Raw genomic sequence first — 23,068 nt, 5'->3', positions numbered from 1 at the left:
ATGTCGCTGGCAAAAGCGTCTGTCTGGACCGCCGGCTCAACGCTTATCAAAATTGGTGCCGGGCTGCTGGTGGTCAAGTTGCTGGCCGTGGCGTTCGGACCAGAAGGTGTCGGGCAGGCGGGGAATTTTCGTCAGCTGGTGACGGTGCTGGGCGTATTGTCCGGTGCCGGGATTTTTAATGGCGTGACCAAGTATGTCGCGGAACACCACGAAAATCCTGAGCAGCTCAAAGCGGTCCTTGGCACGTCTTCATCGCTAATTTTAGGGTTCTCAACGCTGCTGGCGGCGGTATTTCTGCTGGCGGCAGCGCCGGTCAGCGTCGGGCTGTTTGGGCATGATCGTTATCAGGCGGTGGTTCGTGCCGTGGCCTTGATTCAGATGGGCATCGCCTACGCCAACTATTTTCAGGCCATCCTGAAAGGCTATCGCGATGCGATGGGCAACGCGCTGGCCGTTATCGGCGGCAGCCTGATTGGATTACTGGCCTATTTGCTGTGTTTCAAACTCGGCGGTTATGAAGGCGCACTGGCCGGTCTGGCGCTGGTGCCTGCGTTGGTGATTATTCCTGCGGCGGGTATGCTGTGGTGGCGCAAATCCTTTCCGCTGGCGTATCTGAGGCCGGGCTGGGATCGTTTTATCGCCAGCCATCTGGGCAAATTTACGCTGATGGCGGTGATTACCTCCGTCACCATTCCGGTGGCGTATGTGATGATGCGAAATCTCCTGGCAGAACATTACAGCTGGAAAGAGGTGGGGATCTGGCAGGGCGTTAGCAGTATTTCCGATGCGTACCTGCAATTTATCACCGCATCTTTCAGCGTGTATCTGCTGCCGACGCTGTCGCGACTGAAAGACAAACAGGCGATTTCCCATGAGATCGTTAAGTCGCTGAAATTTGTGCTTCCCGCCGTCGCTGCCGTCAGTTTTACGGTATGGCTGCTGCGGGATTTCGCCATCTGGCTGCTGTTTTCCAAACAGTTTATTGCGATGCGCGATTTGTTCGCCTGGCAGCTGGTGGGTGATGTGCTGAAAGTCGGCTCGTATGTTTTTGGATATCTGGTGATCGCCCGTGCGTCTTTGCGTTTTTACGTGCTGACTGAAATCAGCCAGTTCGCGTTACTGACCGGATTCTCACACTGGCTGATCCCGATTCACGGTTCCCTGGGCGCTGCACAGGCGTATATGGCGACGTATATCGTCTATTTCGCGCTGTGTTGCACCGTATTTCTTCTTTATCGTAGACGAGCATGACAACGCTGATTCACGTTTTGGGATCTGACATCCCCCACCATAATGTCACCGTACTGCGCTTTTTTAACGACGTGCTGGCCGAATGCGCGCCTGAAAAGTTAATTTGCCATTTTATGGTAGCAGCGAAGGACGCGTCGGCGTTTGCTGAATTCACGCGTCTGGATATTCGCGTTTATCCGGATAAAAAATCGCTGGCGGTGGCGGTAATTTCCCGCGCGCAGGAGCGGACGCACCGCTTTTTCTTCCACGGGCAATTTAACCCGACGCTCTGGCTGGCTATTCTGACCGGCAAAATCAAATCGCAGCAGGTGAGCTGGCATATCTGGGGTGCGGATTTGTATGAGTCGGCAGGTAGCCTCAAATTTCGGCTGTTCTATATGCTGCGCCGTCTGGCACAGGGACGTACCGGGCACGTTTTTGGCACGCGCGGCGATCTGATTCATTTCCATCAGCGTCACCCCCGTGTTCCGTCATCTTTACTCTATTTCCCGACACGCATGGATCCGGCGCTGACCCAGCCGGCAGGTCTGCCGGAGCCACAAGGGCCGATGACTGTGCTGGTCGGAAACTCCGGCGATCGCAGTAATCGCCACATTGAAGCCCTGCGATCCTTACATCAGCAATTCGGCCCGGATATCCGCGTGATTATTCCGATGGGCTATCCGGCCAATAATCAGACCTATATCGAACAGGTGCGGGCAGAAGCATTAAAACTTTTCGCTCCTGCCCATGTTGAACTGATGACCGACGCAATGGCGTTTGCGGATTATCTCAACGTGCTGCGTCGTTGCACGCTGGGCTATTTTATTTTCGACCGGCAGCAGGCGATTGGTACCCAATGTTTGCTGATCCAGTTCGGCGTGCCGTTTGTGGTCAGCCGCCAGAATCCGTTCTGGCAGGATCTGGCGGAACAGCATCTGCCTGTACTGTTTTACGGTGATGCACTGGATGTGAAAACCGTGGCCGAGGCGCGTCGCCAGTTGCTCAATACCGACCGGCAGAACATCGCTTTCTTTAATCCGAATTACATTACGGGTTGGCAGCAGGCGTTGCTGCTGGCAGCGGGAGAGGCATCATGACGCTGGCACAGTTAGGTGGCCTGTCTTTGGTTTACGCGCTCTCGCTGCTGTTTATCCTGACGCTAACCTACAAAGAATTCCGCCGTGTGCGTTTCAACTTCAACGTCCTGTTTTCGTTGCTGTACCTGCTGACCTTTTACTTCGGTTTTCCGCTGACCTGTGTGCTGGTTTTCCAGTTTGATGTCAAAGTGGTGCCGGTGGAAAACCTGTTGCAGGCCATGCTCGCCGCCACCTGTTTCTATGGCATTTACTACGTTAGTTACAAAACGCGGCTGAAGGCCAAACGTGACGGGCCTTCACGGGCGATATTCACCATGAACCGGGTGGAGACGCATCTGACATGGATCCTGCTGGCGCTGATCGCGGTAGTAACGGTCTCTATTTTCTTTATGCACAACGGTTTTTTGCTGTTTAAGCTAAAATCCTACAGCCAGATTTTTTCCAGCGACGTCTCCGGCGTGGCGCTCAAACGTTTCTTCTATTTCTTCATTCCGGCCATGCTGGTGGTGTTTTTCCTCAAGCCAGATGTGCGCCGCTGGCTGTTTTTCCTCGCCAGTACCGTTGCCTTTGGTTTCCTGACTTACGTTATCGTCGGCGGTACACGCGCCAATATTATCATCGCTTTTGCGTTGTTTTTGTTTATCGGCATTGTGCGCGGCTGGATCTCATTGTGGATGCTGGCGGCCGCAGGCGTGCTGGGGATTGTCGGGATGTTCTGGCTGGCGCTGAAGCGCTACGGCCTGAACGTCAGTGGCCCGGAAGCGTTTTATACCTTCCTGTATCTGACGCGCGATACCTTCTCGCCGTGGGAAAACCTCGGCCTGCTGTTGCAGAACTACGACAAAATCAGCTTCCAGGGTCTCGCGCCCATCGTGCGTGACTTCTACGTCTTTATCCCGAGCTGGCTGTGGCATGACCGTCCGAGCGTGGTGCTTAACACTGCCAACTATTTCACCTGGGAAGTGCTGGATAACCATTCCGGTCTGGCGATTTCCCCGACGCTGATTGGTTCGCTGGTGGTGATGGGCGGCGTGTGGTTTATTCCACTCGGTGCCGTCGCCGTGGGCATGATCATCAAGTGGTTTGACTGGCTGTATGAGAAAGGCAAGGCTGATGCGAATAAGTATAAAGCGGCGATTCTGCAAAGTTTCTGCTTCGGCGCAGTCTTCAATATTATCGTGCTGGCCCGTGAAGGCGTGGATTCCTTCTTCTCACGGGTGGTGTTTTTCTGTGTCGTGTTCGGTGCCTGTCTGGTCGCGGCCAAATTGTTGTACTGGATGCTGGACGCTGCGGGGCTGATCCGTGCCAAAATGCCGCGCAATGAAAACCTCATCGGGACGGTAGCTGTCAGGAAAGCCAATGAACTCTGAAAAAAATAACATTCCACACTACGACATACGCGGGATAAGCCTCTGGGGCTTTCGTGATATGGCGCATTTTCTCGATTATTTGTTTGCCGGTCATCAGGTCAAAACCGGTGCGCTGGTGGCAATGAATGCTGAGAAAGTGCTGACCGTCGAAAGTAACCCGGAACTCAGCACGCTGATCGGTGAGGCAGAATACAAATACGCCGACGGGATCAGCATCGTGCGCGCCATCCGCAAGAAATATCCGCAGGCGAAGGTCTCTCGTATTGCGGGTGCCGATTTGTGGGAAGGCCTGATGCAGCGCGCAGGCGCAGAAGGGACACCGGTGTTTCTGATCGGCGGTAAACCGGAGATCCTGCAACAAACCGAAGACAAGTTGCGCGCGCAGTGGAACGTCAATATCGCCGGCAGCCAGAACGGGTATTTTACGCCGGATCAGCGCCACGCGTTATTTGAACGGGTGAAAGCCAGCGGCGCGGCGATCGTGACCGTCGCGATGGGCTCGCCAAAGCAGGAAATCCTGATGCGAGACTGCCGTCTCGTTCACCCGGACGCGCTGTATATGGGGATCGGCGGCACTTACGACGTGTTCACCGGCCATGTGAAACGCGCGCCGAAGATCTGGCAGAAGATGGGGCTGGAGTGGCTGTACCGCCTGATTTCGCAACCGAGCCGTCTTCGCCGCCAACTGAAACTGCTCAAATTTGTTCGCTATTACTACACCGGCCGCCTGTAATCTCTTCCGCCGTCCTAAAATAGCGGGACGGCGCGTCACTTCTCATTTCTTTGTCTCGCTTACAGCCTCTTGCACCCAGTCTTGTCTGCCAATGCGTACCTTTCTCAATTGTGGTTTGCAACTCGTCTGAAAATACGGAACCATAACGCCGTTTTTCCGCATTCTGCGGGCGATCTCACAATAAAAATAACATTCCGGTCATTCCGGAAGGCAAACACCAACACTGAGAAATTGAGGATCTATGGCGAATCAAGAAGAAAAGGGTGGGCTACACAGGGGGCTGGAAGCCAGACATATCGAGCTGATAGCGCTGGGCGGTACCATTGGCGTCGGGCTGTTTATGGGCGCGGCGAGTACCCTGAAATGGGCGGGACCATCGGTCCTGCTGGCATATATTCTGGCCGGTATTTTTGTCTTCTTTATCATGCGCTCGATGGGCGAAATGTTGCATCTGGAACCCGTGGCCGGTTCTTTCGCGGTGTACGCGCACAAATATCTCGGGCCGTATTACGGCTATCTGACGGCGTGGAGCTACTGGTTTATGTGGATAGCGGTGGGGATTTCAGAAATCACCGCGATTGGCGTCTACGCGCAGTACTGGTTCCCGGAATTACCGCAGTGGATCCCGGCGTTAGCCGCCGTGGCGATTGTCGCGGCTGCCAATCTGGCCGCCGTAAAACTTTACGGTGAGATGGAGTTCTGGTTTGCGCTGATCAAAATCACCACCATCATTGTGATGATCGTTGTCGGTCTGGCCGTTATCTTCTTCGGTTTCGGTAATCACGGCGAACCGGTCGGCTTTGCCAATCTGACCGCGCACGGCGGTTTCTTCGCTGGTGGCTGGAAAGGGTTCCTGTTTGCGTTGTGTATCGTCGTGGCGTCTTATCAGGGCGTCGAACTGGTGGGTATTACCGCCGGTGAAGCGAAAAATCCGCAGGTGACGCTCAAGCGTGCCATCAACAATATCCTGTGGCGTATCCTGATTTTCTACGTGGGTGCGATTTTCGTCATCATCACCATCTTCCCGTGGAATGAAATGGGGACGCACGGCAGCCCGTTCGTGCTGACGTTCGCGAAGATTGGTATCGCCTCGGCGGCGGGCATCATCAACTTTGTGGTGCTGACGGCGGCGCTGTCCGGTTGTAACAGCGGCATGTACAGCTGCGGGCGCATGCTCTATGCGTTATCTAAGAATCGCCAGTTGCCCGCATTTTTGAGTAACGTCTCGAAAAGTGGCGTACCCGTGTACGGTATCGCGATCACCATTTTATGTCTGCTGGTCGGCTCATGTCTGAACTACCTGATCCCGAATCCTGAGAAAGTCTTCGTCTACGTTTACAGTGCCAGCGTTCTGCCGGGCATGGTGCCGTGGTTCGTGGTGCTCATCAGCCAGCTGCGTTTTCGTGAGGCGCATAAAGAGAAACTGAAGAACCATCCGTTCAAATCAATTTTGTTCCCTTATACCAACTATCTGACGCTGTTTTTCCTGACCTGCGTACTGGTGGGCATGGCGATTAATCCGGATACGCGCATTTCTTTGCTGGTAGGCGGTATTTTCATCGCGGGAGTGTCCCTGATATACTTCGGTCTTGGCATGCATAAGCGTGCTGCGCTGATGACGGAAAAGGCAAAATAACGTCGTAAGTCATGGGTGGGTAAGGTAAGGCGCTTACTTTTAGTGCGTATTGGACAAAGCGTAATCAAACGCAATATTTCTGATAAAAAGCACTAGACAGCTAGTCGTTAAAACCGTAGTATCCCCACCCGCAACGGCGCTAAGCGCCCGTAGCTCAGCTGGATAGAGCGCTGCCCTCCGGAGGCAGAGGTCTCAGGTTCGAATCCTGTCGGGCGCACCATTAGTTTGCGCTAGAGTTGCGGTGGTCTTGTTCGAAGTTGAACGGTCCACGATGTAGAAAAGTTTGAAATGGTGGCTATAGCTCAGTTGGTAGAGCCCTGGATTGTGATTCCAGTTGTCGTGGGTTCGAGCCCCATTAGCCACCCCAAATTTTTTAAATGATTTTGTGATTGTGACATGCGATGGTGGCGGAATTGGTAGACGCGCTAGCTTCAGGTGTTAGTGTCCTTTGGATGTGAGGGTTCGAGTCCCTCCCTTCGCACCACACACAAAAAGCATTTAAATGATGCAGTTAGCGTCAAGACGTAGTAAGATGCACGACATCGGCGAGTAGCGCAGCTTGGTAGCGCAACTGGTTTGGGACCAGTGGGTCGGAGGTTCGAATCCTCTCTCGCCGACCAATTCGAATAAAGAGCCCTGCAGAAATGCGGGGCTTTTTGTTATCTGCGATTTGATCAATTCCCTTTCCACACCTGTTGTTGCTTTTCGGCGACTTCATACCTTCATTTTGTCTCTGTTTTGAGACGCTTATCTCATTGATAAAATAGGATAATTTCATTTTCATTCTGTGGTGTCGTCGTCAGGAGACAGATCAGGGGCAATGGCAGGAGATTCGCGGAAGTTTGAAAAAGTACGCGTGTTTAGCGAATAATAAAAACCTTGATAATCATAACGATAAAATATTTTACTTCAGGTATTGCCAGAGTGGCACGCGTCCTGCAGTATTCCCGCCGTAGATGCTCATTCCACCCATTATGTTTGCTCCGGCTTCATAAACCTGGGAATGATGCAGAGCCAATTTATAGTGCCTATTGTCACCCTGACCGATAACGCTTCGGCATTATCATGCAGATGACAAAACGTTGAGTGAGGCACTCACTGTTGTCCTAGACCTGATTGTTTTTAGACACCTGCCTTATGTGCAGGTGTTTTTTTTATCTAAAATTTGCGACCGACGTAAAAAAGGCTCCATAAGGAGCCTTTTGCAGAATGCTTTAAGGTCAGAACATTACGGCTGCTGCGAGTTGTTCAGCGTCAACATTAGCCCTTCACGACGCATCTCCGCCGCTTCTGCCGGTTTATGCAGCTTATCTAACGCATCCGCCAGCCACGCATAGTCATACGCGTCAGGACGCTGTTTCAGCGCCTCACGGAAGGCTTCGCTGGCCTGCATCCATTCGCCATGCTTCATCAGCAACTGACCGAGCGTACTGCTCAGCAGCGGCGTTGTGCCGTTTTGCTTGATCAACTGACGCAGGGTTTTTTCCAGCTGTTCCGGATCCCCTGAGCGTAGTTTTGGCATCAGCGCGACCAGACGATCGTCGTACTGACGTTTCAGTCCGTCGAGGATCACTTCCTGTGCCAGATCCTGATCGTTACATTCAATCAGATGCGTGGCCATCGCTACCTGCAACGCGACTTCATGACGGGTTTTACGGTTCTGATCTTTCCACCAGCGCTTGAGCCCATCGCTGCCTTCTTCTGCCATCAGCTGATTCATCATGCCGATATAAGCTTGTTCCTGCAGAATGCGGATTTCATCATCAGTATGAATATCTGCTTTCGCCATGGATGGCAGAATTTCCAGCAGTGACCCGTACGCGCCGGTGCGCAGATAAGCCTGCTCAGCCAGACGTAAAATCTCCGGATGACGCGGCGACTGACCGATTAAACGGTCTACGCCGTGACGGGCTGCGTGGATTTCGCCCTGCGCCAGCTGGATGCGCACGCGGGTGATATCCACTGGCATCTGGTCGTTATCGGCGATTTCTGCCGCGCGCTCCAGATACTGATTGGTACGAATGGTGTCGCCACGTTGCTGTGCCGCTTCCGCTGCCAGCAGGTAGTTCACCACCGGCTGGTCGGCGTGGTCGGCATTGCGCGCCAGCAGTTTTTCCATCTTACGATGATCGCCTTCTGCCAGCTTGAGCATCGCCTCTTTGGTCTGCTTACGCGCTTTAGAACTTTTACGACCAGCAAACCAGCCGCGGGTACGCGCACCGGTGCGCAGAACGCGACGCAGGATCCATTCGATGAAAAACAGCACCAGAATCAGCACGATCAGCATAATCACTAAGCCGGTCACGCTGGTTTCGATGTTGTAGTTGTCAGTCTGAATCAGAACATAGCCCTGATGGCCGGCCAGCATCGGGCCGACGATAATCCCGGCAAACACAATCAGGAATAACACGAAAACTCGTAACATGCGTTATTCCCCCTGCGTTGCGGCGGCGGGCTGCTGAAGCAGGTTACGCACGCGGGTTTGCATCAGTTTTTCCAGCATCGGCTGGCTTTTCAGCTGCTCCGGCACGTCCATCGAAATGGATTGCTGGCTGAGATTATCCAGTTCTTCCAGGAACGCTTTGGTCGAGGGATCGGTCGTATCGAAGTAGGCACGAACCCACGTGGATACGCTTTCCAGCGACTGTTTGTAGACTTCATCCTGATGACGCGGAACGGCCTGCGCAGCGATCAGCAGCCGGGAGCGGATATTCTCGCGCAGATAGACGTCCTGATTCGGTGCCAGCAGCGGCTCAGCTGTCGAATCACGGCGGCGGATGGTGATGAAATCATCCATAAAGTTGTGCCAGCTTTTAGTCAGGTTCTGCCGCCATTCGGTCAGTGAACCAGACAGGCTGGTGCTGTCGCTGTCCATCGGTGAATCGTCGGTATCGTTATCGGCCAGGCGGAGGTTATCCACCTGATTCGACAGCTGATTCAGCTTGAGAATAATGCCGTCGAAATCGACCTGTGTGACCGCAGACAAACTGCTCACGTCTTCATTTAGCGCGCGGCGCACATCAATCAGGCTTGGATCGTTCATGTCCGCCAGGCTGGCGTCGGCGCTTTTCAGCAACGCCGCGGCGGTAGTGACATCCTGATCGCTCCACAGCTTGCGGCCCGCCAGTTTCACCAGATAATCGGCCTGAGCCAGTAACCAGGTTTTGGCATCGCTGCCGGAAATGCTGGCGACTTTATCCTGCAGTTCGTTCAGCTGACGGCCAAACGACGCCTGCTGGCGATCGGCGGCCTGCTGGGTTTTCTCCTGCTGAGCAAGCAGGTTAGCGATTTGCTGTTTATCCTGTTGCTGACTTTTTTGCAGGCTGTCGAGTTGTTCAGAAAGTGATTCATCCGAGGCGGCCTGAGCCAGCGCCTGCTGGTGGCCGTGATAGTAAAGACCCGCGCCGAGCGCGATCACTAACACAATGGCGATAGCGCCCAGGACGGGCGCGGTACGCTGCTTTTTACGCAGGGTTTTCAGCTCCTGATCCCGTTCAAAAGCATCTGGCTGGGGGCTCTCAACCGCCGGGGCGATAACAATTTCATCATCCGGAGCGGAAGGATTTTTTTGTTCCGTCATTTTGGCACTTCCCTTAGTCAGGTAATTGTAATGCGCGAATCAGCGCATCATTGTCTGCATTCTCGGCAACCCGAATAGCGCTCCAGCCGAGCTGGCGGGCGAGGGTTGCCAAACGTTCGCTGACCACCACCAGGCTACAGCGCAGTAACCATGAATGCCGGTAATAATCAGGGACTAACGTATACAACTGTTGCAGCATTTCACCGCTGGTGACCACCAGCGTATCCACACCGGCGCGTTGCCATACGGCACTTTGCTCGCTGGCGTCGTAGTGGATCGGGCTGCGCTGATAACACTCGCAGTACGACACTTCAACGCCGCGTTCAGCCAGCGTTTCCGCCAGTTTTTCGCGTCCGCCGTTGCCGCGCAAAATCAGGGCTTTCTTGCCCTGAATACGCTGCAAAGACGGAAGGTTCAGCAACATCTCACTGGTTTCGCCATCCTGTGGATAGAGAACCGGCAGACTGCTTGCACGATGAAACAGCAGGCCGGTGGTGCGGCCAATCGCGTAATAATTCACATTGCCCGGCCAGCGTGTGGCGGACTGACGCAATGCGCGATCGGCGTAGTTCACGGCATGTTGTGACAGGACAAACACCAGATCCTGCTGATCTAAAGAGGATAGCAGGTTCGGCAGCATAGCGAGTTGGTTCCCCGGCGCAAATTCAATCAGCGGGGAATGGAAGGCGACCCGACCCAGAGCGCGCAGCCGGCTGACCAGCGTTTCTCCTGCCGGAGAAGGACGGGTAACCAGAATGGTCATTTTGGTGCGTTCCCCTGATAGACCTCTTGCAGAATTTCACGTGCGCCGTTCGCCAGCAGCTCATCGGCCAGACTGATGCCCATGCTTTCGGCACTGGCCGCCGGGCCACGGCGTTCGCCGCAGACCATCTGACTGCCGTCCGGTGCGCCAACCAGCGCACGCAGCCACAGCTGGTCGCCTTCAAGTTCAGCGTAACTGCCGATCGGCACCTGACATCCGCCTTCGAGGCGCATGTTCATGGCACGTTCTGCCTGAACGCGCAGTGTGGTTTCACGGTGCGCCAGTGGGGCAAGTAATTCGCGGGTGTGATGATCGTCGAGACGACATTCGATGCCGACGGCACCTTGTCCGACTGCGGGCAGGCACTCTTCCGGGGTCAGCGCTGCACGGATGCGGCTGTCGAGCCCCAGACGTTTCAGGCCAGCAACTGCCAGAATAATGGCATCATAATCGCCGTTATCAAGCTTCGATAAACGGGTGCCAACGTTACCGCGCAGATCGCGTATTTGCAGATCAGGTCGCTGCTGACGCAACTGGCACTGACGGCGCAGACTGGATGTACCGACCACGCTGCCGTGCGGCAATTCTGCCAGAGAAGCGTAGTGATTGGAGACGAACGCGTCGCGCGGGTCCTCGCGTTCACAAATCGTCACCAGCCCCAGACCTTCCGGGAACTCGACCGGCACATCTTTCATAGAATGTACCGCGATATCCGCACGACCATCGAGCATCGCCAGCTCAAGTTCTTTCACAAACAACCCTTTGCCACCCACTTTGGCCAGCGGGGTATCTAAAATGATATCGCCCTTGGTGACCATCGGAACCAGTTCGACCTGCAAACCGGGGTGACAAGCCATTAACTGGCTTTGAACATATTGTGCCTGCCACAAAGCCAGCGGGCTCTGGCGGGTGGCAATTCGAATGATTTTGTCTAACATGTTTGTTACCGTTTATCTGTCTCTGTGACCATCCTACCACTGACAATAGAAAGCTGTCAGCGTAAGAAGCCATTCGCAAAAGAAGGGTAACGGGCGTAAAGGAGATTTGTTCTGTTTGACAGCAAACGGTAAAATCGAGAGAAGCGGAAGAGTAATTGTGGTGCGTTACTTTCTTTACGGTCAATCAGCAAGGTGTTAAATTGATCACGTTTCCAGCAATAATTCGTCAACTATTTGCACAATCGCGGTTGTTCAAAGCATAAGCATCACGATAAATGGCGGATTTGGAACGGGGTTCTTTCCAAACACTGTATAATCAGGCGAAACGTCTTGTACCTCTACATCGAGACACTGAAGCAAAGATTGGATGCGATCAACCAGTTACGAGTCGATCGTGCACTGGCGGCAATGGGGCCTGCGTTTCAACAGGTCTACACGTTGCTTCCCGTCTTTTTACATCATCATCACCCTCTGATACCGGGATACCTTGAAGGTAAGGTTCCGCATGGTATCTGCCTCTTCACGCCTGATGAATCGCAAAAAACCTATCTGGCCGACCTCGAAGACAAATGGGGCAGCGCGCTTGAGCCTATGGCGAAGGGCGAATTGCCGATAACCGGCGTCTATTCGATGGGTAGTACCTCGTCAATCGGCCAAAGCCAGAGCTCCGACCTGGATATCTGGGTCTGCCATCAGTCCTGGCTTGATAATGAAGAACGCAACCGCTTACAGGAAAAATGCAGCCTGTTGGAAAAATGGGCCGCGTCGCTGGGCGTGGAAGTCAGCTTCTTCCTGATCGACGAAAACCGTTTCCGTCACAACGAAAGCGGCAGCCTGGGTGGGGAAGACTGCGGTTCCACGCAGTACATCTTATTACTCGACGAATTCTACCGGACGGCTGTGCGGATGGGCGGCAAGCGTATTCTTTGGAATATGGTGCCGGGTGAAGAAGAAGCGCATTACGATGAATATGTGCTTTCTTTGTATGCGCAGGGTTCTCTGACGCCAAACGAGTGGCTCGATCTCGGCGGGCTCAGCACACTGTCGGCGGAAGAGTATTTTGGTGCCAGTCTGTGGCAGCTGTATAAAAGCATCGATTCGCCTTACAAGGCCGTGCTCAAAACGCTGCTGCTGGAAGCCTATTCGTGGGAATATCCAAAAACCCAGTTACTGGCCATGGACATTAAACAGCGTCTGCATCAGGGCGAGATCGTAAACTTCGGTCTTGATTCCTATTGTATGATGCTCGACCGCGTGACCCGCTACCTGACCCAGATTGAAGATACTACCCGCCTTGATTTAGTCCGCCGATGTTTCTATCTCAAAGTCTGTGAAAAACTTTCCCGCGCACGAGCATCAGTCGGCTGGCGTCGTGAAATTCTCAGCCAGCTGGTGGCCGAATGGGGCTGGGACGAAGAGCGTCTGGTGATGCTCGATAACCGTGCTAACTGGAAAATCGAGCGCGTGCGCGAAGCGCATAACGAACTGCTCGATGCCATGATGCAGAGCTATCGCAACCTGATCCGCTTTGCCCGTCGCAACAATTTAAGCGTCAGCGCCAGCCCGCAGGATATTGGCGTGCTGACCCGTAAGTTGTACGCCGCTTTCGAAGCGCTGCCGGGCAAAGTCACACTCGTGAACCCGCAGATCTCGCCTGACCTGTCAGAGAACGACTTAACCTTTATCCATGTGCCGATTGGCCGCGCCAACCGCACCGGCTGGTATCTGTATAACCAGTCACCGTCGATGGAATCGATCGTCAGCCATCAGCCGCTGGAATATAACCGCTACCTCAATAAATTGGTGGCCTGGGCGTATTTCAACGGTTTACTGACTTCCACCACGCGCCTGCACATCAAAAGTGGTGGTCTGTGCGACATTGCCAAACTGCGCGAGCTGGTGGCGGACGTCTCGCACAACTTCCCGCTGCGTTTAGCAGCACCGACGCCAAAAGCGTTGTACAGCCCGTGTGAAATCCGTCATCTGGCGATCATCGTCAATCTCGAACATGATCCGACCGCCGCCTTCCGTAATCAGGTGGTGCATTTTGATTTCCGTAAGCTGGATGTGTTCAGCTTCGGGCAGAATCAGGAATGCATGGTCGGCAGTATCGATCTGCTGTATCGCAACTCGTGGAACGAAGTGCGTACGCTGCATTTCAGCGGCGAGCAGGCGGTGCTGGAAGCGCTGAAAACCATTCTGGGCAAAATGCATCAGGACGCCGCGCCGCCGGAGTCGGTAGAAGTGTTCTGCTACAGCCAGCACTTACGCGGCCTTATCCGCACGCGTATTCAGCAGCTGGTGACCGAGTGCATCGAGCTGCGTCTGTCGAGTAAACGCCTCGAACCGGGTCGTTTCAAAGCCGTGCGCGTTGCCGGACAAACCTGGGGTCTGTTCTTCGAACGCCTGAGCGTGTCAGTGCAGAAGCTGGAAAATGCTATCGAATTTTACGGCGCAATTTCCAATAACAAACTGCACGGTTTGTCGGTGAAATTGCAGACCGATCAGGCGCACCTGCCTGCGGTGATTGACGGCTACGCCAGCGAAGGGATTATTCAGTTCTTCTTTGAAGACAGCGCGGATGAGATCGGTTTTAACATCTATATTCTCGATGAGTCGAACCGTGTTGAGGTGTACCACCATTGCGAAGGCAGTAAAGAAGATCTGGTGCGTGACGTCAGCCGATTCTATTCTTCCTCGCACGACCGTTTCACATACGGCTCAAGCTTCATCAACTTCAACCTGCCGCAGTTCTATCAGATAGTGTCCCTTGATGATCGTATTCAGGTGATCCCTTTTCGCAGCAATGCGTTATCTGCCGTCTGCGCCACGCTGCCAGAAAGCGAGATCGAACCTTCCCGGCTGACACAGCAATTCCAGCTCCATTAGAAAAAGGTTCTGCATCGCCTGCATGCGGCAGATTATCTGGCTTTCCTTCCCTTTCACTCCTGAAAATGTGCCTGCGGGTTTTATCGATTCCTGTTGCTTTTCATGATCCACCTGCGATTATAGAGAGCTTGGTCGCATGAATTACAGGCATTCATAAAATGAAAAACGCTTTACGCTGGTCTCTGGCCGCGACGATATTATTTTCTCTCTCCGGTTGCGGACTGAAAGGGCCGTTATATTTTCCGCCTGCGGATAAATCTTCCACGCAGAAAACCAGTCAGGTTCCGGGCACCAGTAATGACGGTTCATCGCAGCAAAAAGGCGTATCACCAGAAGATCTCTCGACGAATTCCAGAGATTAATCAGCCCTCGGGCTGAGGTTCCGGCGGGTTTCTGCCGGGTCCGCATCATTAAGGGATCATCGCGACTGGATTTGACCAGCGGTAAACGGAGTCAGTTATGCAGTTCTCCAAAATGCACGGCCTGGGCAACGACTTTATGGTTGTTGACGCCGTGACTCAAAATGTCTATTTCTCCCCTGAGTTGATCCGCCGTTTGTCCGATCGCCATCGTGGCGTGGGTTTTGACCAGCTGCTGGTGGTAGAGCCACCTTACGATCCTGAGTTAGACTTTCATTACCGCATCTTCAACGCCGACGGCAGTGAAGTAGCGCAGTGCGGCAACGGCGCGCGCTGTTTTGCCCGTTTTGTCCGTATCAAAGGGCTGACCAACAAACGCGATATCCGCGTCAGTACGCAGACAGGTCGCATGACGCTGACGGTCACCGAAGATGAAGACGTGCAGGTGAACATGGGCGAACCGGTCTTTGAACCGCAGCAGGTGCCTTTCCGTGCCGCGAAACCGGAAAAGACCTATATTCTGCGCGCCGAAGAGCGCACAGTATTTTGCGGTGTGGTCTCAATGGGCAATCCGCATTGCGTGTTGCAGGTTGATGACGTGCTGACGGCCGAAGTCGATATTCTCGGGCCGATCCTCGAAAGCCATGAACGCTTCCCTGAGCGCGTGAACGTCGGGTTCATGCAGATAGTCAGCCCGGACACCATCAAGTTACGCGTTTACGAGCGTGGTGCAGGTGAAACACAGGCGTGCGGAAGCGGCGCGTGTGCGGCCGTCGCCATTGGTATTCAGCAAGGATTACTCGCAGAAGAAGTACAGGTGGAACTGCCGGGAGGCAGCCTCGAAATTCGCTGGCAAGGGCCGGGTCACCCGCTGTATATGACCGGACCTGCCACTCATGTTTACGACGGATTTATTCATCTATGAACAATCTTGATGACCAGATTGACCCGGTGATAGCACTCGACGACGACAGCGTGATGCAGTATTTGCTGCAAAACCCGGATTTCTTTATTCGCAATGCCCGCAGCGTCGAGCAATTGCACGTACCGCATCCGGTGAAAGGCAGCACCTCGCTGGTTGAATGGCAACTCGGGCGTCAGCGTCATCAGATTGCTCAGCTTGAAGAAGAAATTACGCTGCTGATGGAACAGGCGTCGATCAACGAATCTCTGTTCGGACGGATGATCGAGCTGCAGGCGACGCTTGCCGCGGCCAGTGGTTTGCAGGATATGCTCAACCGCCTGCAACGCTGGTCGCGCAGCCTCGGTCTGGCAGGGGCGAACGTGCGTCTGTTCAGTGAAAGCTGGCGCATCGGTGCGCCGTCGGATTTCACCCATCTGGCGGTCAGCCGCAGCGCGTTTGAATCCATGCGCATTCAGCGTCTGGGCGAAACCCCGCATTATCTCGGCAGCCTGAACGGCCCGGAACTCCTGCTGTTATTACCGCAGGCGAAAGCCGTCGGTTCCGTCGCGTTATCGCTGATGGGTGAGCAGGGTGAACTGGGCGTTCTCATCTTCAGCAGCCGCGATCCGCAGCACTATCAGCCGGGAATGGGCACCGTGTTGCTCGACCAGCTGGCAAAAATGCTACCCGGTTTACTGGAACGCTGGATAGAACGGGTATGACGCCTACTGAATCGCCCCTGTATCCCGCAGTCGAGGCGTTTCTGCGTTATCTGCACGTTGAGCGTCAACTCAGTCCGCTGACCTCAACCAACTACAGCCGCCAGCTTGACGCACTGATCGAGATGGCTGCTGAAATCGGCATTTCCCACTGGCAGCAGCTTGATGCGCCGAAAGTCCGCATGCTGCTGGCGCGCAGCAAACGCGCGGGTTTAGGCCCGGCGAGTCTGGCGCTTCGCATGTCTTCGCTGCGCAGTTTCCTCGACTGGCTGGTGCGTCAGGGCGTTCTGAGCGCCAATCCGGCTAAAGGTATATCCACGCCGCGTTCACCTAAGCATTTGCCAAAGAATCTCGATGTTGATGAAGTGAACAAGCTGCTGGAAATCAATCTCGACGACCCGCTTTCAGTGCGTGACCGCGCGATGCTGGAAGTGATGTACGGCGCTGGTATTCGTTTATCGGAACTGGTCGGTATCGACTGCAAACATGTCGATATGGCCTCCGGCGAAGTCCGCGTCATGGGTAAAGGCAGCAAAGAGCGTCAGGTGCCGATTGGCCGCACCGCCGTCACCTGGCTGGAGCACTGGCTGGTGCACCGTCCGCAGTTTGGCCCGCAGGACGATGCGATGTTTTTATCCAGTCAGGGCAACCGCATTTCAGCGCGCAACGTACAAAAACGCTTTGCCGAGTGGGGCGTAAAACAGGGTGTGAACAGCCATATCAATCCGCATAAGTTGCGGCACTCCTTTGCGACACACGTTCTGGAGTCCAGTGGTGATCTGCGTGCGGTGCAGGAGTTGCTGGGCCACGCCAATCTGTCCACCACCCAAATCTATACCCACCTCGACTTTCAACATTTGGCGACGGTTTACGATGCCGCCCATCCCCGCGCAAAACGAGGCAAATCCTGATGAAGTTCTATCGTCCGCTGAAACGCATTGAAGCGATCACTTTCGATTTAGACGACACGCTGTATGACAATTATGACGTTATCCGCCGTACCGATTCCGAAACGCTGAAGTCTATTCAGGGTTTTCACCCCGCGCTGGCTGAGATGTCGCCGGACGCCATCCGGCTAATGCGCGCCGAATTGCTGGCAGAAGATACCGAGATTTATCATGACGTTACCGAATGGCGGCGTCAGGCCGTGTTGCTCGCCATGACCCGCGCCGGGCTGAGTGAGAGTGATGCAAAGCAGGGCACGAAGGCCGCTATGGAAACCTTCGCCTACTGGCGCAGTAAGATTTATGTGCCGGAAGAAAATCATAATGCGCTGGCCGCCCTCGCAGAACGCTGGCCGCTGGTGGCCGTCACCAACGGCAATGCCGATCCGCATGCCTGCGGGCTGGCGCAGTATTTCCAGTTCACTTTGCGAGCGGGCGATCACGGCCGCGCGAAGCCCTATGCCGACATGTATAAAAAGGCGTCGAATAAGCTGGGCATCCCGCTGGAAAATATCCTGCACGTGGGTGACGATCTCACGACAGACGTCGCGGGTTCCGTGGCCTGCGGAATGCAGGCGTGCTGGATAAACCTGCGTGAAGGCGACCTGATGCATATCCGTGATGCCCGCCTGTTACCGCATATTGAGATTTCGCAGTTGGCATCGCTGACAGCATTGCTATAATCCCCTCATCAATTACTCTGTATAAATTCACAGTAGAAAAGCGTTCATGGCGGCATTCATCGCCGGAGTGCTTTTCTCATCCTGACAAACGGTGCCTATGGACGTTTCTGACCTGCTCGACAGCCTGAATGAAAAACAACGTGAAGCCGTGGCCGCGCCGCGCAGCAATCTGTTGGTGCTGGCCGGGGCAGGCAGTGGCAAAACCCGCGTGCTGGTGCATCGTATCGCATGGCTGCTGTCGGTAGAAAACTGCTCGCCGTATTCCATCATGGCGGTGACTTTTACCAACAAAGCGGCGGCGGAAATGCGTCACCGCATCGAACAGCTGATTGGCACCAGTCAGGGGGGCATGTGGATCGGTACTTTCCACGGGCTCGCGCACCGTTTACTGCGCGCGCACCATCTGGACGCCAAACTGCCGCAGGATTTTCAGATCCTCGACAGCGACGATCAGCTGCGCTTAATTAAGCGTTTGCTTAAAGCGTTGAACATCGACGATAAGCAGTGGCCGCCGCGTCAGGCGATGTGGTACATCAACGGCAAAAAAGACGAAGGTCTGCGCCCGCATCACGTCGAAACCTACAACAACCCGATTGAAGCCACATGGCTGCGAATCTATCAGGCGTATCAGGAAGCCTGTGACCGCGCCGGGCTGGTGGATTTCGCCGAGCTGTTACTGCGCGCGCATGAGCTGTGGCTGAACAAGCCGCATATCCTGCAACATTATCGCGAGCGTTTTACCAACCTTATGGTGGACGAGTTCCAGGACACCAACAGCATTCAGTACGCGTGGATCCGTCTGCTGGCGGGTGACAACAATAATGTGATGATCGTCGGCGACGATGACCAGTCGATCTACGGCTGGCGCGGTGCGCAGGTTGAGAATATCCAGCGTTTCCTGAAGGATTTCCCGAACGCGGAAACCATCCGCTTAGAGCAAAATTACCGCTCCACCAGCACCATTCTGAAAGCCGCCAACTCGCTTATCGAGAACAACAGCGGTCGTATGGGTAAAAACCTGTGGACCGAAGACGGTGAGGGCGAAAAAATTTCCCTGTACTGCGCCTTTAACGAGCTCGATGAATCGCGCTTTGTGGTGAACCGTATCAAAACGTGGCAGGACAACGGCGGTGCGCTGAAAGACTGCGCCATTCTCTATCGCAGCAACGCCCAGTCGCGCGTGCTGGAAGAAGCGTTATTGCAGATGGCGATGCCGTACCGCATCTACGGCGGGCAACGATTCTTCGATCGTCAGGAAATCAAAGATGCGCTGGCATATCTGCGTCTGATGGCTAACCGTAATGACGACGCCGCCTTTGAGCGCGTGGTGAATACGCCGACTCGCGGCATCGGTGACCGCACGCTGGACGTGGTTCGCCACACTGCCCGCGACCGTCAGCTGACCATGTGGCAGGCGACGCGCGCGCTGTTGCAGGACAAAGTGCTGGCGGGGCGCGCGGCCTCTTCGCTGCAACGTTTCACTGAACTGGTGGATGCGCTGGCGCATGAAACCGCCGATATGCCGCTGCACGTTCAGACTGACCGCGTGATCAAAGATTCCGGCCTGTTCATCATGTATGAGCAGGAAAAGGGTGAAAAAGGCCAGGCGCGAATCGAAAACTTAGAGGAACTGGTGACGGCAACGCGCCAGTTCAGCTATCAGGACGAAGACGAAGATCTGATGCCGTTGCAGGCGTTCCTGTCACATGCTGCACTGGAAGCGGGCGAAGGTCAGGCCGACGCCAATCAGGACGCCGCGCAGCTAATGACGCTGCACTCGGCGAAAGGGCTGGAATTCCCGCAGGTGTTTATCGTCGGCATGGAAGAGGGCATGTTCCCGAGCCAGATGTCGCTGGAAGAAAGCGGTCGTCTGGAAGAGGAGCGCCGTCTGGCCTATGTTGGCGTGACGCGGGCGATGCAAAAACTGACGCTGACCTTTGCTGAAACCCGTCGTCTGTATGGCAAAGAAGTCTCGCACAAGCCGTCGCGTTTTGTCGGCGAGCTGCCGGAAGACTGCGTGGAAGAAGTGCGAATGCGCGCTAACGTCTCGCGCCCGATGAGCAATCGCAGCGTCGGCACGCCAACCAGTGTCAGCGATACCGGCTTCAAACTTGGCCAGCGCGTCGTGCATCCTAAATTCGGCGAAGGCACCATCGTGAACATGGAAGGCAGCGGCGAACACAGCCGCCTTCAGGTGGCGTTCCCAGGGGAAGGGATCAAATGGCTGGTTGCCGCCTACGCTCGCCTCGAAGCCGCAAGCTAGCTTACTTGCGATCTTGAGTCCGGGCAGTGCTCGACATCCTCATGGACTACGTGTCCATTCCGGTGTCTCCGCGCTGGCCGGACTCAACCTCGCTGCGCCGCTGACGCTTGCCCGACAGAGTATCAGAGGCTAAATGTTTCACCCACTTCCGCTTTCGCATACCATTCCAGCGTTTCTTTCACGCGTTCGTCGCCTTCTGGCGGTGTACCGGGCAGGTAATCCTGTTCCTGAACGGGCTGATACGCCCCGTGTTTCACTTCGAAAATCACGCCACCTTCATCGAGCGATAATACGCTATGCCAGGTGTTGGCCGGGATTTCCAGCAGTTTGGTTTCTGCGCCGAGCCATAAGCGTTCGGTGACTTTGCCGCTTTCGTCGTACGTCAGCACCAGAAAACGGCCACGCAGCGCGGTCAGCATTTCCCATGTGTGCGGGTGGCGGTGAATGCGCACATAAGTGCCCGGTTCCATGGCGATCGCCAGACGTTGTACCTCATCTTCCGGGGCAGGGTGGATGTTCAGATTCTGGCGCAGTCGCGGTGAATGCGCGGCCTGAGTGATCAGGTCGCACAGCGTGTCTTGGGTAATCTGCTTAATCATTATTGGCTTCAGAAATAGAAAGGGAGTCAGGCCCCTGAGTGTAGCCAAAAAAGGGTTCTGACATAAGCGGGCAAAGGTTGCCAACATCGACTGTATTTTATGCATAAATGTTGCGGGAATAGATTTGTTCGCGGTTGACAGTCTTTTTCTTCTCGGCGTAACATGCGCGCACTATTATCAATGAGGAACTGCGCCTTGGACACACCCAGTAGATACTGGCTCAATAACCTGTTCGTTAGGTACCACTTCTAAGGCCCTCCTCTTTGCTGATGGCCTTAGTGGTTGTCAGCGACCCCCGTTCTGTCGCTGTGAGTCGGATCTGAATTTGGTCTGAATTACGCCGGTGACTCTTTTCGCCTCGTGATTTTCTGTGCTTCAACGCGTTGTCCACTTTCTGTCATTCTTGGGAGAACGGGCACATGCTGAGTGCTTTTAAATTAGAAAACAGCCGCTTATCCCGTTTAGAGCTGGACGAGGCAGACGATCTCAAAACCTCATTGTGGGTTGATTTGGTCGAGCCTGATGAGCAAGAGCGCGAGCGCGTTCAACATGAATTAGGGCAAAGCCTGGCGACGCGTCCCGAACTGGATGACATCGAAGCCTCTGCACGTTTCTTCGAAGACGAAGACGGCCTGCACATTCACTCCTTCTTTTATTATGAAGATGCCGAAGACCACGCGGGCAACAGCACCGTGGCATTTACCGTGCGTGAAGGTCGGCTCTACACCCTGCGCGAGCGCGAGTTACCGGCGTTTCGGCTTTATCGTATGCGCGCGAGAAACCAGACGCTGGTCGATGGTAACGCTTACGAGCTGCTGCTGGATTTGTTCGAAACCAAAATCGAACAGCTGGCGGATGAAATCGAAAATATCTACAGCGATCTGGAAAAACTCAGCCGCGTGATCATGGAAGGGCATCAGGGCGACGAATATGACGCCGCGCTGTCTACGCTGGCGGAGCTGGAAGATATCGGCTGGAAAGTGCGTTTGTGTCTGATGGATACCCAGCGCGCGCTGAACTTCCTGGTGCGCAAAGCCCGCTTACCGGCAGGTCAGCTGGAGCAGGCGCGCGAAGTGTTACGCGATATCGAATCCCTGTTGCCACACAACGAATCCCTGTTCCAGAAAGTGAACTTCCTGATGCAGGCGGCGATGGGCTTTATCAACATCGAGCAAAACCGCATTATCAAGATCTTCTCGGTCGTGTCCGTGGTGTTCCTGCCGCCGACGCTGGTCGCATCGAGCTACGGGATGAACTTCGAATTCATGCCTGAGTTGAAATGGGCATTTGGTTATCCGGGCGCAATTGGTCTGATGATCATCGCCGGGCTGGCGCCGTACCTGTATTTCAAACGTAAAAACTGGCTGTAATTTTTTGCGTAGACAATAAAAAAGCCCCTGAACGGGGCTTTTTGCTGCGGTTATGCTTTTGCCGCCACACCACGACGCAAGCGGCCCTGCGTGTAAAGCGCGTCAGTGATAAAGCACAGCAGACCGGCCCAGATAAAGCCGAAGGTGATGAGCTGTGAGGTATTCACCGTTTCGCCGTAGAACACCACCGCCAGCAGGAACATCAGCGTCGGGCCGAGATACTGGAAAAATCCCAACGTCGAGAGCTTCAGCCGCGCCGCCGCTGCGGTAAAGAACAGCAGCGGAATGGTAGTGATGATCCCCGCCGCCATCAGCAGTAAATCCAGTGACCATGGATTTGCTGACAGATTGCTGGTCGGGCTGTTAGCGATAAAGAACAGATACACGCCTGCCAGCGGCAGCAGCCAAAGGGTTTCTATAAGCATACCGGTCTGAGAATCCACACCGATTTTCTTACGCAGCAGGCCGTAAAAAGCGAACGTGAGCGACAGCCCCAGCCCGATGATCGGCACTGAACCAAACATCCAGATCTGAATCAGCACACCGGCAAATGCCAGCACCACAGCCAGCCACTGCAAACTTCGGAATCTTTCGCGCAAAAAAAGCATGCCGAGCACGACATTCACCAGCGGGCTGATAAAGTAACCAAGGCTGGCTTCGAGAATGTGATTATTATTAATCGCCCAGATAAAAATCAGCCAATTCCCACCGATAAACAGTGCGGTGATGAGTAACATGCCGACTTTCTTTGGTTGTGCGAGTACCCGCCGGACGTCACCCCAGCTACGACTGACGGACAACAGCACTAACATAAAGAAGAACGACCAGATGACCCGATGGGTAAGAATTTCATCGGCTGGCACTTCTTTGATGAGCTTGAAATACGCCGGAGCGATCCCCCAAATCAAATAGGCGATAAAGGCAAAAATGACGCCTTGCCGGGTACGTTGTGCATCCATGTGGGTACCTGAAGTAAATAAGAATGAAA

Annotated in this window: 19 protein-coding genes and 4 tRNA genes; 17 read left to right on the top strand and 6 right to left on the bottom strand. The window is 54.4% G+C overall.

All coding sequences use genetic code 11. The annotated features are described in order from the left end of the window. From wzxE to AC0Z7K_RS17215, 9 genes are all read left to right on the top strand, one after another. Positions 1-1,251: a lipid III flippase WzxE gene (gene wzxE, locus AC0Z7K_RS17255; RefSeq protein ID WP_413531078.1), complete on the top strand. Its 1,251-nt coding sequence runs from the start codon at positions 1-3 to the stop codon at positions 1,249-1,251. Beyond that, the gene (locus tag AC0Z7K_RS17250) at positions 1,248-2,330 is read left to right on the top strand and encodes a TDP-N-acetylfucosamine:lipid II N-acetylfucosaminyltransferase (protein ID WP_485615295.1); all 1,083 of its coding nucleotides are present in this window, start codon (positions 1,248-1,250) and stop codon (positions 2,328-2,330) included. Before wzxE ends, AC0Z7K_RS17250 begins: the two co-directional genes overlap by 4 nt. Then, positions 2,327-3,700: an ECA oligosaccharide polymerase gene (wzyE, locus tag AC0Z7K_RS17245; protein WP_485615294.1), complete on the top strand. Its 1,374-nt coding sequence runs from the start codon at positions 2,327-2,329 to the stop codon at positions 3,698-3,700. Before AC0Z7K_RS17250 ends, wzyE begins: the two co-directional genes overlap by 4 nt. Further along, positions 3,690-4,433, top strand: coding sequence for a lipopolysaccharide N-acetylmannosaminouronosyltransferase (wecG, locus tag AC0Z7K_RS17240; RefSeq protein WP_485615293.1), 744 nt, complete (start codon positions 3,690-3,692; stop codon positions 4,431-4,433). The genes wzyE and wecG overlap by 11 nt, the downstream gene beginning before the upstream one ends. A gap of 241 nt (positions 4,434-4,674) precedes the next feature. After that, positions 4,675-6,069 carry a bifunctional threonine/serine APC transporter ThrP gene (thrP, locus tag AC0Z7K_RS17235; RefSeq protein WP_485615291.1) on the top strand — a complete coding sequence of 465 codons (1,395 nt, stop codon included), beginning with the start codon at positions 4,675-4,677 and terminating at the stop codon, positions 6,067-6,069. A gap of 143 nt (positions 6,070-6,212) precedes the next feature. Continuing rightward, positions 6,213-6,289: transfer RNA gene (locus AC0Z7K_RS17230), tRNA-Arg, on the top strand. 71 nt (positions 6,290-6,360) lie between these two features. Further along, positions 6,361-6,436, top strand: a tRNA-His gene (locus AC0Z7K_RS17225). A 31-nt stretch (positions 6,437-6,467) separates the two neighbouring features. After that, positions 6,468-6,553, top strand: a tRNA-Leu gene (locus tag AC0Z7K_RS17220). A 59-nt stretch (positions 6,554-6,612) separates the two neighbouring features. After that, positions 6,613-6,689: transfer RNA gene (locus AC0Z7K_RS17215), tRNA-Pro, on the top strand. 608 nt (positions 6,690-7,297) lie between these two features. Here the strand turns inward: AC0Z7K_RS17215 and hemY are convergent. The 4 genes from hemY to hemC are packed head-to-tail and all read right to left on the bottom strand — an operon-like array spanning position 7,298 to position 11,350. Next, on the bottom strand, positions 7,298-8,494 hold the full coding sequence (hemY, locus tag AC0Z7K_RS17210; protein WP_485615290.1) for a protoheme IX biogenesis protein HemY: 1,197 nt from the start codon (positions 8,492-8,494) through the stop codon (positions 7,298-7,300). 3 nt (positions 8,495-8,497) lie between these two features. Beyond that, entirely contained in the window at positions 8,498-9,649 is a 1,152-nt protein-coding gene (gene hemX, locus AC0Z7K_RS17205) for a uroporphyrinogen-III C-methyltransferase (RefSeq protein ID WP_485615289.1), read from the bottom strand. 13 nt (positions 9,650-9,662) lie between these two features. Beyond that, positions 9,663-10,412: a uroporphyrinogen-III synthase gene (gene hemD, locus AC0Z7K_RS17200; protein ID WP_485615288.1), complete on the bottom strand. Its 750-nt coding sequence runs from the start codon at positions 10,410-10,412 to the stop codon at positions 9,663-9,665. Next, entirely contained in the window at positions 10,409-11,350 is a 942-nt protein-coding gene (gene hemC, locus AC0Z7K_RS17195) for a hydroxymethylbilane synthase (RefSeq protein WP_413531086.1), read from the bottom strand. The genes hemD and hemC overlap by 4 nt, the downstream gene beginning before the upstream one ends. Positions 11,351-11,680: 330 nt before the next feature. On the opposite strand from hemC, the gene AC0Z7K_RS17190 reads away from it, so the two are divergent. The 7 genes from AC0Z7K_RS17190 (at position 11,681) to uvrD (ending at position 20,111) form a co-directional block, all read left to right on the top strand. Further along, on the top strand, positions 11,681-14,239 hold the full coding sequence (locus tag AC0Z7K_RS17190; RefSeq protein ID WP_485615287.1) for a class I adenylate cyclase: 2,559 nt from the start codon (positions 11,681-11,683) through the stop codon (positions 14,237-14,239). Between the two features lie 158 nt (positions 14,240-14,397). Then, positions 14,398-14,601, top strand: a complete 204-nt coding sequence (gene lptM, locus AC0Z7K_RS17185; RefSeq protein WP_413531088.1) for an LPS translocon maturation chaperone LptM — start codon at positions 14,398-14,400, stop codon at positions 14,599-14,601. Positions 14,602-14,698: 97 nt separating this feature from the next. Then, positions 14,699-15,523, top strand: coding sequence for a diaminopimelate epimerase (dapF, locus tag AC0Z7K_RS17180; protein WP_485615286.1), 825 nt, complete (start codon positions 14,699-14,701; stop codon positions 15,521-15,523). Next, complete coding sequence (locus tag AC0Z7K_RS17175) at positions 15,520-16,224, top strand: DUF484 domain-containing protein (protein ID WP_112165523.1); 705 nt, start codon at positions 15,520-15,522, stop codon at positions 16,222-16,224. The genes dapF and AC0Z7K_RS17175 overlap by 4 nt, the downstream gene beginning before the upstream one ends. Next, on the top strand, positions 16,221-17,132 hold the full coding sequence (gene xerC, locus AC0Z7K_RS17170) for a tyrosine recombinase XerC (RefSeq protein ID WP_413531090.1): 912 nt from the start codon (positions 16,221-16,223) through the stop codon (positions 17,130-17,132). Before AC0Z7K_RS17175 ends, xerC begins: the two co-directional genes overlap by 4 nt. Then, positions 17,132-17,848 carry a 5-amino-6-(5-phospho-D-ribitylamino)uracil phosphatase YigB gene (yigB, locus tag AC0Z7K_RS17165; RefSeq protein ID WP_485615285.1) on the top strand — a complete coding sequence of 239 codons (717 nt, stop codon included), beginning with the start codon at positions 17,132-17,134 and terminating at the stop codon, positions 17,846-17,848. The genes xerC and yigB overlap by 1 nt, the downstream gene beginning before the upstream one ends. 97 nt (positions 17,849-17,945) lie before the next feature. Further along, the gene (uvrD, locus tag AC0Z7K_RS17160) at positions 17,946-20,111 is read left to right on the top strand and encodes a DNA helicase II (protein ID WP_485615284.1); all 2,166 of its coding nucleotides are present in this window, start codon (positions 17,946-17,948) and stop codon (positions 20,109-20,111) included. A 122-nt stretch (positions 20,112-20,233) separates the two neighbouring features. On the opposite strand, the gene AC0Z7K_RS17155 is transcribed toward uvrD, so the two are convergent. After that, positions 20,234-20,710 carry a WbuC family cupin fold metalloprotein gene (locus AC0Z7K_RS17155; protein WP_485615283.1) on the bottom strand — a complete coding sequence of 159 codons (477 nt, stop codon included), beginning with the start codon at positions 20,708-20,710 and terminating at the stop codon, positions 20,234-20,236. 419 nt (positions 20,711-21,129) lie between these two features. Here AC0Z7K_RS17155 and corA point away from each other — a divergent pair, with 419 nt between their 5' ends. Next, positions 21,130-22,080, top strand: coding sequence for a magnesium/cobalt transporter CorA (gene corA, locus AC0Z7K_RS17150; protein ID WP_112165536.1), 951 nt, complete (start codon positions 21,130-21,132; stop codon positions 22,078-22,080). Positions 22,081-22,130: 50 nt separating this feature from the next. On the opposite strand, the gene rarD is transcribed toward corA, so the two are convergent. Next, complete coding sequence (gene rarD, locus AC0Z7K_RS17145) at positions 22,131-23,039, bottom strand: EamA family transporter RarD (protein ID WP_485615282.1); 909 nt, start codon at positions 23,037-23,039, stop codon at positions 22,131-22,133. Positions 23,040-23,068 lie beyond the last annotated feature (29 nt).

This window comes from Rahnella sp. 1L-D-7-B-C2 (assembly GCF_057290995.1).
Note: the sequence above shows the minus strand (reverse complement) of the source record. Positions and strands in the feature narration are given on the sequence as shown.